Genomic DNA, 13,584 nt, shown 5'->3' with positions numbered 1-13,584 from the left:
GAAAACGGCAACCGTCAGAAGCCTGAACCGAACGTGATCTGGAAGCGATCCTGATCATCACCCGGTTTCGGATTCAGCGGGAACGCGTAGCTCAGGTCGAGCAGGCCGAGGAACGGCGTGAACCAGGAGAACGCGATGCCCGCCGACTGGCGCAGGTCGCTGATCGCGAAGTCGCCCGGCTCCTGGAACACGTTGCCGACGTCCCAGAACGCTTCGAGACGCGTCGACTTGCCATCGCTCTCGACCGGCAGCGGGATGATCAGATTGGTCTGCGCCGTGGTGCGCAGCTTGCCGCCGAACGGGTTGTTGTACGGATTGTCGCGCGGCCCGAGCGAACCGTCCTTGTAGCCGCGCACCGTGCGCGGACCGCCGGCGAAGAAGTTCTCCCACGGCGGCACGTCCGAGCTGCCGTACGAATCGACGAGGCCGACCGAGCCGTTGATTTCGGCGGTGAACTTCCAGAACAGCGGGATGTACTGCTGCGCGCGGTAGCTGAGGTTGTAGTACTCGAGATCGCCGCCGGGCAGCGCGAGGTCCATCGTCAGCGCATGCAGCGCGCCGCGCGTCGCGAAGAACGTGCGGTTGCGCGAGTCGTAGCTGATGCCGGTGCGCGCCTGGTAGATGAAGAACTGCGTGCCGTTGTTGATGACGAACTTGAGGATCTCGTCCGAGCTCGAGGTCGGGAACGTCTGCACGGCGACGTCCTCGACGCCGAAGCCGGCGCGCAGCGTGATGAACTCCGACAGCGGAATGCCGTAGGTCAGGTTGGCGCCGACCGTGTTGGTATTGAAGCCGGACGAGTAGCGGATCACCGACTCCGACTTGCGGTAGTACGCGGAGATCGACTGGCTGATGCCGTCCTCGGTGAAGTACGGATCGGTCCACGACAGGCTGATCGCCTGCGAGATCGCATTGTTCTGCGCCTGCAGGTCGATGCGGTTGCCGGTGCCGAGGAAGTTGGTGTGCGTCACCTGGCCGGTGATCAGGAAGCCCTGCGAGCCCGAGTAGCCGACGCCGAACTGCACCGAGCCCGGCGGACGCTCCTTGACCTTGAAGCTGACGTCGACGAGATCGTCGCTGCCCGGCACCGGCTTGGTGTCGACCTCGGCCTCCTCGATGAACGGCAGACGCGCCAAACGCACGCGCGAACGCTCGACCGAGGACTTCGAGAACGGCGCCGCCTCGAGCTGGCGCATCTCGCGGCGCAGCGTTTCGTCGTTGGTGCCGGAGTTGCCGACGAAGCTGATGCGGCGCACGTAGGCGCGCTTGCCCGGATCGATGACGTAGTTGAGCGAGACTTCCTTCTTTTCCTCGTCGACTTCCGGCACCGGCGTGACCTTGGCGAAGGCATAGCCGATGTCCGACAGCGCCGCCTCGATGCGGTCCGACGAGTCGGTCGCCTGCTTGCGCGAGAAGGTCTCGCCGGCCTGCGTTGTCGTCAGCGCCTCGAGGTAGCGCTCGTTGAGGATCGTATTGCCCGAATAGCGGCGGTCCTTGACCTTGTAGACCTCGCCTTCGGTGACGTTGATGGTGATGTAGATCGCCTTCTTGTCCGGCGTCAGCGCGACCTGCACCGAATCGACCGAGAACTTCAGGTAGCCGCGGTCCTGGTAATAGGACTGCAGCTTCTCGAGGTCGCCGGACAGCGACTGCTTCGAGTAGCGGTCGCTCTTCTGGAACGGCATCCAGTTGGTGGTCTTCAGGTCGAACTGCTTGAGCAGTTCATCCGTCGGAAACACATGATTGCCGATGATGTTGATGTCGGTGATCTTGGTGACCGAACCCTCGGTGACCTTGATGTTCAGCGACACGCGGTTGTTCGGCTCTTCGGTGACCTTGGTCTCGATGCCGACGTCGTAGTAGCCGTTGGCGTAGTACTGGCGGCGCAGCTCCTGCTCCACCTGGTCGAGCAGATCGCGTCGGAACAGTTCGCCGTCGGCGAGGCCGAGGTCCTTCAGCGACTTCTTCAACTCGTCGCCGCCGATCTTCTCGTTGCCTTCGATCTTGAAGGTCGAGATCGCCGGCCGTTCCTGAAGCTTGACGACCAGCGCGTTGCCGTCGCGTTCGAGCTGCACGTCCTGGAACAGGCCGGAGCCGTACAGGGCGCGAATCGCCTGACGCGACGTCGAGTTGTTCAGCTCGTCGCCCGTCGACAGCGGCAGGTAGGTCAGCACCGTGCCGATCTCGAGGCGCTGCAGGCCCTCAGCGCGAATCTCGGAAATCTTGAAGGGCTCGAAGGCGTGTGCCCGCGCGGTCAGCGCCAGAGCCGCCAGAGCCGTCGCGATGGCCGTCTTGGAAGTCTTGAGTCTTTTCACCGGCTCTATTTCTTTTCTGTCAGTTCAGCAGGCGCACGATGTCGTTGTAAAACGCGAGTCCCATCAGCAGGGCCAGCAAGCTCAGGCCGATGCGCTGTCCCGCTTCCTGCGCTCGCTCGGAAAGCGGCGAACCTTTCAGAGCCTCCACGCCGTAGTACAGCAGATGGCCGCCGTCGAGCACCGGCACCGGCAGCAGATTGAGCACGCCGAGACTGACACTGACCACCGCCATGAAACTGAGGAACGCGATCCACCCGACCTGCGCCGAGTAGCCCGCGACCTGAGCGATCTGGATCGGCCCGCTGACGTTCTTGACCGAAATCTCCCCGGTCACCATGCGCCACAACATGCGCACGGTCAGCACCGACATCCGCCAAGTCTCGGATGCGGCTCGCGGAATCGCCTCGAGCGGCCCGGACTGGCTGACGGCGCGCAAATCCTGCCACAAGTCCCCCGGGTTCGCCACGCTGGCACCGAAGCGGCCGATCGTCTGCCCGCCCTCCTCGACGCGCGCCAGGATCACGGTGGCCTCGCGTTCCGCGCCGGCACGCCGCAGGCGGACCTTGACGACTTCGTCGGGATGCGCGCGCACCCAGATCGCCCACTGCTGCCAGGAGTCGACCGGTGTGCCGTTGTAGCTCAGCAGCTCGTCGCCGGGCTCGAAGCCGGCGGCGGCGGCAGCGCTGCCGGCCTGCACGGTGTCGAGGATCGGCGGCAGCTTCGGCTGATACGGGTGCAGGCCGAGGTCCTCGAACAGGAACTCGGGGTCGACGCGCACGCCGGACAGCGGCAGCACCACGGAGCGCAGCGTGCCGTCGGCGGACTTCACGGTCAGCGGCAGCGGGCCCTTGTCGAGCGCACGCTCGATGATTTCGGTGCGCAGCTCGTTCCAGGTCGGCACCGGCTCGCCGGCGACCATCGTCACCTCATCGCCGGCAGCCAGATGCGCTTGCGCGGCGACCGAATTCGGCGCCGGATCGGCGATCAGCGGCTTCATGCCCTGCACGCCGATCACGAACACGCACCAGTACAGCAGCACGGCCAGCGCGAAATTGAACAGCGGGCCGGCAGCGACGATCGCCATGCGCTTGCCGACCGCAGCCTGCGTGAAGGCGTACGGCCGCTCGGCGGGCGCGACGATGCCCTCGCGCTCGTCGAGCATCTTGACGTAGCCGCCGAGCGGCACCGCCGACAGCACCCACTCGACGCCGTCCTTGGCGCGATGCGTCCACAGCGGCCGGCCGAAGCCGATCGAGAAGCGCAGCACCTTCACGCCGCAGCGGCGCGCGACCCAGTAGTGTCCGAACTCGTGGAACGCGACGAGCACGCCGATCGTGACGATGAAACCGCCGACCGACCACAGAAAATCAAGCACCGACCGCCTCCTGCGCCACGGCGCGCGCCCAGGCGTCGACCGCGAGGATCGCGTCGAGGTCCTCGGCCGGCGACGCGGTGCGTCGCGCGGCAGCCGCCAGCGTTCTGTCTATCACTTCGGTGATCCCCGGGTACGAAAGACGCCCTTCCAGAAAGGCTTGGACAGCGACTTCATTAGCCGCGTTCAATACATTCGGCGCGTCGCCGCCGGCACGCAGCGCCGCGCGGGCCAGGCCCAGGCACGGGAAGCGCTGCAAGTCGGCTGCCTCGAAACGGAAGCGCCCGAGCGCTGCAAGATCCAGGCCGCCGACGCCGGATTCCCAGCGCTCCGGCCAGGCCAGCGCGTGCGCGATCGGCACGCGCATGTCGGCGTGACCGAGCTGCGCCAGCATCGAACCGTCGACGTACTCGACCAGCGAGTGGATCGCGCTTTCCGGGTGGATGACGACGTCGAGCTGCGCGTCGGGCAGATCGTAGAGCACGGACGCCTCGATCAGCTCCAGGCCCTTGTTCATCATCGTCGCCGAGTCGACCGAGATCTTCGGCCCCATCACCCAGTTCGGGTGGCGCACCGCCTGCTGCGGCGTGACCGCCGCCAGCGCTTCGAGCGGCGTCTCGCGGAACGGCCCGCCCGAGGCCGTCAGGATCAGCCGCCGCACATGCGCAGGCGCGCGTCCGCAGCGGCTGTCCGGCGGCAGGCACTGGAAGATCGCGTTGTGCTCGGAATCGATCGGGATCAGCGTCGCGCCGGCGGCCTCGGCCTCGCGCATCAGCAGCCGGCCGGCCATCACCAGCGGCTCCTTGTTGGCGATCAGCACGCGCTTGCCGGCGCGCACCGCGGCCAGCGTCGGCAGCAGGCCGACGGCGCCGACGATCGCCGACATCACCTGGTCGGCCTCGGCGTCGGCGGCGATCGCGGCCAGCGCGGCGCCGCCGCCGTGCACCGTGGTCGGCACGCCAGCGGCGGCGAGCCGCGCGCGCAGCGCCTCGGCCGACGCGACATCCGCCATCACCGCGTGGCGCGGACGGAACTCGATGCACAGCGCAGCCAGCGCCTCGACGTCGCGATTCGCGCTCAGCGCGTAGGCCTGCAGGCGCTGCGGGTGGCGGCGCACCAGATCGAGGGTATTGCGGCCGATCGTGCCGGTCGCACCGAGGACGACGAGTTTCTGGATCACGTCCGCGTCGCGCCTCAGGCCAGACCGCAGAGGCGCAGACCGAGCACCATCGTCGGCAGCGCGGCGACGATGCTGTCGACGCGATCGAGAATGCCGCCGTGGCCCGGCAGGATGTGCCCGCTGTCCTTGAGGCCGACGCTGCGCTTGAACATCGATTCGGTCAGATCACCGACGATCGAGATCACGGCGACGAGCAGCGACAGGCCGACCAGTGCGGCGATCGCGCCCGGCTCGCGCAGCCCGAACACCCAGCTGCCGGCCGCCAGCGCCCAGACCGCGCACAACGCCAGGCCGCCGAGCGCGCCTTCGACGGTCTTGCCCGGCGAGATCGCCGGCGCCAGCTTGCGCTTGCCGAAGCGGCGGCCGGCGAAGTACGCGCCGGTGTCGGCGGCAAAGACCAGGAACAGCACGAACAGCAGCTTCAGCGGGCCGTTGGCCAGACCGTGCAGGGCCGCGACCGAAATCAGGCTGCTGGCGATCATCAGCAGCCCGCCGGCCATCATCCACGGCGTGGCGATGCGATGGCCACCGTCGGCGCCGCCGTGCGCGTAGGCACGCAGACGCAAGGGCATCAGGAACCAGACCAGCACGACCGGCGCCAGCGCATAGCCCAGCCACGGCCCGTTGATCGGGCTGTACCAGGTCGCGGCCAGCACCGCGGCGGTCGCCGCCAGATAGCCGAGGCGTTGCGGCGTGCGGCCGGCCCAGCCCATGAACGCGGTCCACTCCCAGGCCATGATCAGGCCGACGCCGCTCAGCACCAGGAACAGCCACGGCGTCGGCGCGAACCAGACCAGGGCCAGCAGCAGCGGCAGCAGAATCAGCGCCGTGAGGACGCGTTGCATCAGCATGTCGGCTTTCTCTTCGGCGCTAGGCCTGGGTTGGCGGTACGCCGCCGAAGCGGCGCTCGCGGCCAGCGTACCAGCGCAGGGCATCGTCCAACAGCTGCGCGTCGGCATCCGGCCACAGGACGTCGGTGAAATACAGTTCGCTGTAGGCGAGCTGCCAGAGCATGAAATTGCTGATCCGGTATTCGCCGCCGGTGCGGATCAGCAGCTCCGGCGCCGGCCACTCGGCGGTGACCAGCTCGGCTTCGAGCGCATCGTGCGTGATCGCCTCGCCGCGCGCAGCGACGCGCTGCGCCGCCTGCACGATGTCCCATTGGCCGCCGTAACCAACCGCGACGACCAGCGTCATCACCGGATTGCGCGCCGTCAGCTGCTCGGCCTCGGCGATGCGGGCGCGCAGCGCCGCGCTGAAACCGGAGTGCTCGCCGATCACGCGCAGGCGGATGCCGTTGGCCTGCAGATCCGGCAGCTCGCGTTCGAGCACCGTCATCAGCAGCTCCATCAGCAGACGCACTTCGAGCGGCGGACGCTTCCAGTTCTCCTGCGAGAACGCGAACAGCGTCAGCACCTCGACGCCACGGTCGCGCGCGGCGCCGACGATCCTGCGCACCGCCTTGACGCCGGCCTGATGGCCGAACGGCCGCGGCTGGCCACGCGCCTGCGCCCAGCGGCCGTTGCCATCCATGATGATCGCGACGTGGCGCGGCAGGCCGGGCGTTGCCGGGCCGGACTTCGAGGAAACGCGCGTCATGGCGCTGACTGCGGCCGGCACCTCACATCGACAGCAGTTCTTTTTCCTTCGCGGCAGCCAGTTCGTCGATCTTGGCGACGTACTGGTCGGTCAGCTTCTGGACGTCGGCCTCGCCGCGCTTCTCGTCGTCGGTCGAGATCTGCTTGTTCTTGACCAGATCCTTGATCGCCTGGTTGGCGTCGCGGCGCACGGCGCGAATCGCGACCTTGGCGTTCTCGGCCTCGCCCTTGACGACCTTGGCCAGATCCTTGCGGCGCTGCTCGGTGAGCGGCGGGATGATGATGCGGATCGTCTGGCCGGCGGTATTCGGCGTCAGGCCCAGGTCCGAGGTCATGATCGCCTTCTCGATGACGCTGACCAAACCCTTCTCCCAGGCCTGGATGACGATCGTGCGGGCGTCTTCGACGGTGATCTGCGCGGCCTGCGACAGCGGCACTTCGGAGCCGTAGTAGTCGACGCGGATGTGGTCGAGCAGCGCCGCATTGGCGCGACCGGTGCGCAGCTTGGCCAGTTCGTTCTTCAGGGCGTCGACGCACTTGGTCATGCGCTTGGTCGCGTCGTTCTTGATGTCGTTCAGCATCTGCAGACTCCGAAAAGCAGCTTACGGCCTGGGTTCTTGGGATTTCAGCGGTTGACGCGCGTGCCGATCGTCATGTCGCCGGTGACGATCTTCAGCAGCGCGCCGGGGCGATCCATGTCGTAGACGCGAAGCTTCATGCCGTGATCGCGGCACAGCACCATCGCCGTCTGGTCCATCACGCCGAGCCGCTTGTGCAGGGCCTCGTCGTAGGTCAGCTCGTCGTAGCGCTTGGCCTCCGGGTCCTTCTTCGGATCGGCGGTGTAGATGCCGTCGACCGTGGTCGCCTTCAGCATCAGGTCGGCCTCGATCTCGATCGCGCGCAGCGCGGCGGCCGAGTCGGTCGTGAAGAACGGATTGCCGGTACCGGCCGCGAAGACGACGACCCGGCCCTTTTCGAGGTGACGGTCGGCCTTGCGGCGGATGAAGTCCTCGCAGACCTCGTTGATGCGGATCGCCGACTGCACGCGCGCCTGCATGCCGCCGACGCGCTCGATGGCGTCCTGGAGCGCCAGCGCGTTGATGACGGTCGCCAGCATGCCCATCTGGTCGCCGGTGACACGGTCCATGCCGGCGCGCGCCAGACGCTCGCCGCGATAGATGTTGCCGCCGCCGACCACCAGCGCGACCTGCACGCCGATATCGACGACCGCCTTGATCTCGTGCGCCAGGAAAGCCGTGACCTCCGGCGAGATGCCGAACTGCTGGTCACCCAACAGCGCTTCACCGGACAGCTTGAGGAGGATTCTCTGGTAAGCGGGCTGCGTGCTCATGGCGGGCTACTTGGCGGTCGTGGGACGGGCGGCGTCGCACCGCCCGCATGGTACTTAAAAAGAGGCCCCGTTTCCGGGGCCCCTTGGATGACAGCGCGTCGCGCGGATCTTAGCGCGGATCAGGCCTTGATGCCGGCCTGCGCCATGACCTCGGCGGCGAAGTCGGTCTGCTGCTTCTCGATGCCCTCGCCGACCGCGAAGCGCACGAAGCGCGCGACCTTGGCGTTCTTGGCCTTGAGCAGCTTCTCGACCGTCTCGTCCGGGTTCTTGACGAACGGCTGGCCGAGCAGCGTGATCTCGCCGATGAACTTGTTGATGCGGCCGTCGATCATCTTGGCGAGGATCTCGGCCGGCTTGGCCTTGAACGGCTTGCCGGCTTCCTCGGCGTCGAGACGTGCCTCTTCCTGTTCCTTGGCGACGCCGGCCTCGATGACCTTGCGCTCGGATTCGATGGTGTCGCCCGGCACCGAGGCGGCGTCGAGGTAACGCGGGTTCATCGCCGCGATGTGCATCGCCAGGTCGCGCGCCAGTTCGGCGTCGCCCGACTCCATCGCCACGATGACGCCGATCTTGTCGCCCGGGTGCAGGTAGGTCACCAGCGGGCCGCCGGCGGCTTCGACGATCGCGAAACGGCGGATCGTCATGTTCTCGCCGAGCTTGGCGATCAGGCCGCGGCGGTGCTCGTCGAGGGTCGCTTCGCCCGACTGCAGGCGCACCAGCGCTTCGGTGTCGCCCGGCTTGTGGGCGTGCGCGGCCTGCGCGACGAGGCGCGCCAGGGTGCGGAATTCGTCGCCCTTGGCGACGAAGTCGGTTTCGCTGTTCAGCTCGACGATGGCCATCGCCTGGTCGTTGCCGGCGATCGCCAGCACGCCTTCGGCGGCGGTGCGCCCCGCCTTCTTGTCGGCCTTGGCGGCGCCGTCCATGCGCAGCTTCTCGGCGGCCTTGTCGAGGTCGCCGGCGGTGGCTTCGAGCGCCTTCTTGCAGTCGCCCATGCCGGCGCCGGTACGGTCGCGCAGCTCTTTGACGAGGGCAGCAGTGATGGGAGTGCTCATGGGATGTCCTGGATGCTAGAGGTACGGAGGGGTCGGCTCATGCGGGCCAGCCCCGTGGAACGGCAAGGCCCGGCCGGCCGCGTGCGGCGACCGCCGGGCGCTGCGGCCGCGGCACCGGGCCGCGGCCGACGCATGCCGCTTACTCGCCGCGACGGCCGCCGCGACCCTGACGGTCGCCGCTGCCCGGCTTGCCGCCACGCGGCGCGCCACGCGGCTTGCGCGGGGCCTGACGCTCGTCGCTGGCCTCGACCGGCTCCTCGACGGTGCGGAACGGCACCGGGTTGGCGCCACGCGCCTCGATGATGGCGTCGGCGATGCACTGCGCGTAGACCTTGACCGCGCGGGTGGCGTCGTCATTGCCCGGGATCACGCAGTCGACCAGGCTCGGATCGTTGTTCGAGTCGACGACGGCGATGACCGGGATGCCGAGCTTCTTGGCCTCGAGCACCGCGTTCTTCTCGTAACCGGTGTCGATGACGAACAGGCAGTCCGGCAGGCTCGGCATTTCCTTGATGCCGCCGAGCGACTTGCGCAGCTTCTCGATCTCGCGCGTGAAGAGCAGCTGTTCCTTCTTGTTGAGGCGGTTGATCGAACCGTCATCGACCTGCTTTTCCATCTCGACCAGACGCTTGATCGAGGTCTTCACGGTCTTGAAGTTGGTCAGCGTGCCGCCCAGCCAGCGCTGGTTGACGAACGGCATGCCGGCGCGCTTGGCCTCTTCTTCGACCGTCTCGCGCGCGGCGCGCTTGGTGCCGACGAACAGGATGCGGCCGCCGTTGGCGGCGAGCTTGCCGGCGAAGGAGCAGGCGTCCTTCAGCATCGGCAGCGTCTGCTCGAGGTTGATAATGTGAATGCGGTTACGGCTGCCGAAGATGTACTGATCCATCTTCGGGTTCCAGTAGCGCGTGCGGTGGCCGAAGTGGGCACCCGCCTCGAGCAGCTGGCGCATGGTGATATCCGCCATGATTTGAGACTCCGTCAGGTTGTGGCAAATCGCGCCGGGGCACCGCCTACGGGCGGGCACCTGGGAATGGCGCGAGTGGATTTCCTCAAGGGCGACCGCGTTGCGATTGCCTTTGAAGGGCGCGCTTTATACCATAGCGCCCCTTTGAAAACAATGAGTTTGCCGCTGCGCGCGGCGGCTCGGGCACCGAGGCGAGATGGCCGTTACGATCAAGACCCCCGAGGAACAGCAGAAGATGCGCGAGGCCGGCGCCGCCGCCGCCGAAGTGCTGATGATCCTCGAACCCTACGTCAAGCCCGGCGTGACGACCGACGAGCTCAACCGGATCTGTCACGAGTACATCGTCGACAAGCTCGACTGCATCCCCGCCCCGCTGCACTACGGCGGCGGCAACGGCCGCCCGCCGTTCCCGAAGTCGATCTGCACCTCGGTCAACCACGTGGTCTGCCACGGCATCCCGGGGCCCAAGGTCCTGAAGAAGGGCGACGTGCTCAACGTCGACGTCACCGTCATCAAGGACGGCTGGCACGGCGACACCAACCGCATGTACTACGTCGGCGAGCCGAGCATCCTCGCCCGCCGGCTCTGCGAGACCACGCACGAGGCGATGATCGAGGGCATCCGCCAGGTCCGCCCCGGCGCCCGCCTCGGCGACATCGGCGCCGTGATCCAGAAATATGCCGAATCGCGCGGCTTCTCGGTGGTCCGTGAATACTGCGGCCACGGCATCGGCCGCGGCTTCCACGAAGACCCGCAGGTCCTGCACTACGGCCGACCTGGCACGGGTCTTGAACTGCTTCCGGGCATGACCTTCACGATCGAACCGATGATCAACGCCGGCAAGGCGGACGTGAAGCTGCTGCCGGACGCCTGGACCGTCGTCACCAAGGACCACTCGCTGTCGGCGCAGTGGGAGCACACGATCCTCGTCACCGAAAGCGGCTACGAAGTGCTGACGCTGCGCGACGGGGCGATGTGATGGGCGCCGAGATCGACCTGGCGGAGGAAGAAGCCGCCAGCATCTTCAGCGCCCCGCGCATCCGCTCGCGGCTGGCTCAGGGCGGCTACTCGATCACCGCGTTCCGCGACACGCTGAACTGGGGTCGCGACCGCCTCTACAGCCTGTTCCACGAGGGCTTTCCGGCTGATTCGCTGGTGCACGCCCGCGCCCACCTGGTCGACGAGGTGCTGCGCGCGTCCTGGCACAAATTCCTGCCGGAAGGGGCCAGCGGCCTAGCGCTGGTCGCGGTCGGCGGCTACGGCCGCGGCGAGCTGCTGCCGCATTCGGACATCGACATCCTGCTGCTGCACCGCGACGACGCCCTCGAGCGCCATCGCAGCGCGCTCGAACAGATGACCGCGTTCGGCTGGGACATCGGGCTCGAGGTCGGACAGAGCGTGCGCACGGTCGGCGAATGCGTCGCCGAGGCCGAGAAGGACATCACCGTCATCACCAACCTGCTTGAGGCGCGCCTGCTGACCGGCGACGAGTCGCTGTTCCGCGACATGCAGGCGGCGCTGACCCCGGACAGGATCTGGCCGGTCAAGGAATTCTTCGAGGCCAAGAAGGCCGAGCAGGCGGCGCGCCACCGCAAGTACGACGACACCGGCTACAAGCTCGAACCGAACGTCAAGGAGTCGCCGGGCGGCCTGCGCGACATCCACACGATCGGCTGGGTCACCAAGCGCTATTTCGGCGCGCAGACGCTCGGCGAGCTGCGCGAGCGCGGCTTTCTCACCAAGCAGGAATGCGACGAGCTGTTCGCCGGCCAGGACTTCCTGTGGCGGGTGCGCTTCGCGCTGCACATGCTGACCGGCCGCCACGAGGACCGCCTGCTGTTCGACCATCAGATCAAGGTCGCCGAGCTGTTCGGCTACCGCGACGACGACAAGAACATGGCGGTCGAGCAGTTCATGCAGCTGTACTACCGCACGATCAAGTCGCTGTCGTGCCTCAACGACATGCTGCTGCAGCTGTTCGAGGAAGCGATCGTGCATCCGGCGCAGGGCGGCGAACCGACCGCGCTGAACCCGCGCTTCCAGATCCGCAACGGCTACCTCGAGGCACGCGCCGACGACGTCTTCCAGCGTTATCCGTGGGCGCTGATCGAAGCCTTCCTGCTGCTGCAGCAGCATCCGAAGATCGAAGGCATCCGCGCCCAGACGCTGCGCCTGATCCTGCGCGACAGCCGCCTGCTCAACGATGCCGTGCGGCAGTCGGTGCAGGCGCGCTCGCTGTTCATCGAGATGTTCCGCGAGGGCCGCGGCCTGACGCGCAACCTGCGCCGCATGAACCGCTACGGCGTGCTCGGCCGCTACCTGCCCGCCTTCGGCCGCATCGTCGGCCTGATGCAGTACGACCTGTTCCACACGCTCACCGTCGACGAGCACATCCTCTACGTGGTGCGCAACGCGCGCCGCTTCGCGATGCAGCGCTTCCGCGACGAGTTGCCGTTCTGCAACCAGGTCATGGACCGCCTCGCCAAGCCGGAGCTGCTCTACCTCGGCGCCTTCTGGCACGACATGGCCAAGGGCCGCGGCGGCGACCATTCCGACATCGGCGCCCAGGAAGCCGAGCAGTTCTGCCTCGACCACGGCCTGTCGCATGGCGACGCGGCGCTGGTGCGCTGGCTGGTGCAGAACCACCTGTTGATGTCGCTGACCGCGCAGAAGCAGGACATCAGCAATCCGGCGGTGATCGCCGAGTTCGCGCGCACGGTCGGCGACCGCCTGCACCTGGACTACCTCTACCTGCTGACCTGCGCCGACATCCGCGGCACCAACCCGGCGCTGTGGAACGCCTGGCGCGATTCGCTGCTCAAGGAGCTTTACAACCTGACGGTACGCACGCTCGAACGCGGCCTCGACAATCCGCTCAGCGACAACGAGCGCAGCGCCGAGATCCGCGCCAAGGCGCTGGCGCTGCTCGAACCGCAGGGCATCACCCGCGAGCAGGCCGAAGCCGTCTGGACGCGCTTCGACCACGAGTACTTCCTGCGCCATTCGGCCGAGGAACTGGCCTGGCATCTGCCGGCGATCATCAAGGCGGGTGAGGCCGATCTGCCGCTGGTGCTGGTCGGCGCGGTCGTCGGCCGCGGCACCAGCGTATTCATCTACACGCGCGACCGCGATCACCTGTTCGGCCTGTCGACCGGCGTACTCGCGCGCCTGGGCCTCAACATCCTCGACGCGCGCCTGCACACCACGCACGACGGCTTCGTGCTCGACTCGTACATGGTGATGGAAGGCGACAACACGCCGATCACGCAGCCGATCCGCTTCGACGAGATCCGCACGGCGCTGCGCAAGGTGCTGTCGGACCCGGAAGTCTCGACGATCGACGTCAACCGCCGCCGCTCGCAGCGCCTGCGCCACTTCAACACGCCGACGCACGTGCACTTCAGCCAGGACGACGCCCGCGGGCGCACCGTGCTCGAACTCGTCACCGCCGACCGGCCGGGCCTGCTGTCGATCATCGGCCGCGTGTTCCAGAAACGCGGCATCCTGCTCGACGCCGCCAAGATCGGCACGATCGGCGAGCGCGCCGAGGACGTCTTCTACGTGACCGACCGCATGCACCGGCCGATCACCGACGAGGACACGCTCGACGGCCTGCGCGAGGTGCTGGTCCGCACCCTCGATCGCCCGGAGACGGCGTGATTCAGCTGCTGCGCGGGCCGATCCCGCGCTCTCCGTGCTCGCTGTGCCTTGGCACAGCTGTGCGCGGGGAGCGCGGCCTCGACCCTGCTCGC

Annotated in this window: 11 protein-coding genes; 2 read left to right on the top strand and 9 right to left on the bottom strand. The window is 67.5% G+C overall.

Features of this window, described 5'->3' with window-relative positions; all coding sequences use genetic code 11:
- Positions 1-14: 14 nt before the first annotated feature.
- From bamA to rpsB, 9 genes are all read right to left on the bottom strand, one after another.
- Complete coding sequence (bamA, locus tag K343_RS0108255; protein WP_028007660.1) at positions 15-2,315, bottom strand: outer membrane protein assembly factor BamA; 2,301 nt, start codon at positions 2,313-2,315, stop codon at positions 15-17.
- A gap of 19 nt (positions 2,316-2,334) precedes the next feature.
- Positions 2,335-3,690 (bottom strand): RIP metalloprotease RseP, encoded by a 1,356-nt coding sequence (gene rseP / locus K343_RS0108250; RefSeq protein ID WP_028007659.1) that lies wholly within the window; start codon positions 3,688-3,690, stop codon positions 2,335-2,337.
- The gene (dxr, locus tag K343_RS0108245) at positions 3,683-4,864 is read right to left on the bottom strand and encodes a 1-deoxy-D-xylulose-5-phosphate reductoisomerase (protein WP_028007658.1); all 1,182 of its coding nucleotides are present in this window, start codon (positions 4,862-4,864) and stop codon (positions 3,683-3,685) included. Before dxr ends, rseP begins: the two co-directional genes overlap by 8 nt.
- Before the next feature lie 17 nt (positions 4,865-4,881).
- The gene (locus K343_RS0108240; RefSeq protein ID WP_028007657.1) at positions 4,882-5,718 is read right to left on the bottom strand and encodes a phosphatidate cytidylyltransferase; all 837 of its coding nucleotides are present in this window, start codon (positions 5,716-5,718) and stop codon (positions 4,882-4,884) included.
- A gap of 19 nt (positions 5,719-5,737) precedes the next feature.
- Positions 5,738-6,466: a polyprenyl diphosphate synthase gene (uppS, locus tag K343_RS0108235; RefSeq protein WP_028007656.1), complete on the bottom strand. Its 729-nt coding sequence runs from the start codon at positions 6,464-6,466 to the stop codon at positions 5,738-5,740.
- A 22-nt stretch (positions 6,467-6,488) separates the two neighbouring features.
- Complete coding sequence (gene frr / locus K343_RS0108230) at positions 6,489-7,046, bottom strand: ribosome recycling factor (protein ID WP_028007655.1); 558 nt, start codon at positions 7,044-7,046, stop codon at positions 6,489-6,491.
- Between the two features lie 44 nt (positions 7,047-7,090).
- A complete protein-coding gene (pyrH, locus tag K343_RS0108225; RefSeq protein ID WP_028007654.1) occupies positions 7,091-7,816 on the bottom strand; it encodes a UMP kinase in 726 nt (241 codons plus the stop codon).
- A gap of 119 nt (positions 7,817-7,935) precedes the next feature.
- Positions 7,936-8,868, bottom strand: coding sequence for a translation elongation factor Ts (gene tsf, locus K343_RS0108220; RefSeq protein WP_028007653.1), 933 nt, complete (start codon positions 8,866-8,868; stop codon positions 7,936-7,938).
- A gap of 139 nt (positions 8,869-9,007) precedes the next feature.
- The gene (rpsB, locus tag K343_RS21415; protein WP_043112318.1) at positions 9,008-9,832 is read right to left on the bottom strand and encodes a 30S ribosomal protein S2; all 825 of its coding nucleotides are present in this window, start codon (positions 9,830-9,832) and stop codon (positions 9,008-9,010) included.
- 196 nt (positions 9,833-10,028) lie between these two features.
- On the opposite strand from rpsB, the gene map reads away from it, so the two are divergent.
- Both map and glnD read left to right on the top strand, forming a co-directional pair.
- Positions 10,029-10,811 (top strand): type I methionyl aminopeptidase, encoded by a 783-nt coding sequence (map, locus tag K343_RS0108210; protein WP_028007652.1) that lies wholly within the window; start codon positions 10,029-10,031, stop codon positions 10,809-10,811.
- Complete coding sequence (gene glnD / locus K343_RS0108205) at positions 10,811-13,492, top strand: [protein-PII] uridylyltransferase (RefSeq protein WP_028007651.1); 2,682 nt, start codon at positions 10,811-10,813, stop codon at positions 13,490-13,492. The genes map and glnD overlap by 1 nt, the downstream gene beginning before the upstream one ends.
- The last annotated feature ends 92 nt before the right edge of the window (positions 13,493-13,584 follow it).

Origin of the sequence: Solimonas flava DSM 18980 (genome assembly GCF_000426685.1) — a bacterium.
In the GTDB taxonomy this organism is placed as follows: domain Bacteria; phylum Pseudomonadota; class Gammaproteobacteria; order Nevskiales; family Nevskiaceae; genus Solimonas; species Solimonas flava.
The sequence above is the reverse complement of the archived record's forward strand: the minus strand, read 5'-3'. Positions and strand labels throughout refer to the sequence as shown.

Bases quoted from the DNA above. Each gene is read 5' to 3' on its own strand.
- frr (WP_028007655.1), bottom strand. From the start codon at position 7,046: ATGCTGAACGACATCAAGAACGACGCGACCAAGCGCATGACCAAGTGC.
- uppS (WP_028007656.1), bottom strand. From the start codon at position 6,466: ATGACGCGCGTTTCCTCGAAGTCCGGCCCGGCAACGCCCGGCCTGCCG.
- rpsB (WP_043112318.1), bottom strand. From the start codon at position 9,832: ATGGCGGATATCACCATGCGCCAGCTGCTCGAGGCGGGTGCCCACTTC.
- glnD (WP_028007651.1), top strand. From the start codon at position 10,811: ATGGGCGCCGAGATCGACCTGGCGGAGGAAGAAGCCGCCAGCATCTTC.
- pyrH (WP_028007654.1), bottom strand. From the start codon at position 7,816: ATGAGCACGCAGCCCGCTTACCAGAGAATCCTCCTCAAGCTGTCCGGT.
- K343_RS0108240 (WP_028007657.1), bottom strand. From the start codon at position 5,718: ATGCTGATGCAACGCGTCCTCACGGCGCTGATTCTGCTGCCGCTGCTG.
- tsf (WP_028007653.1), bottom strand. From the start codon at position 8,868: ATGAGCACTCCCATCACTGCTGCCCTCGTCAAAGAGCTGCGCGACCGT.
- map (WP_028007652.1), top strand. From the start codon at position 10,029: ATGGCCGTTACGATCAAGACCCCCGAGGAACAGCAGAAGATGCGCGAG.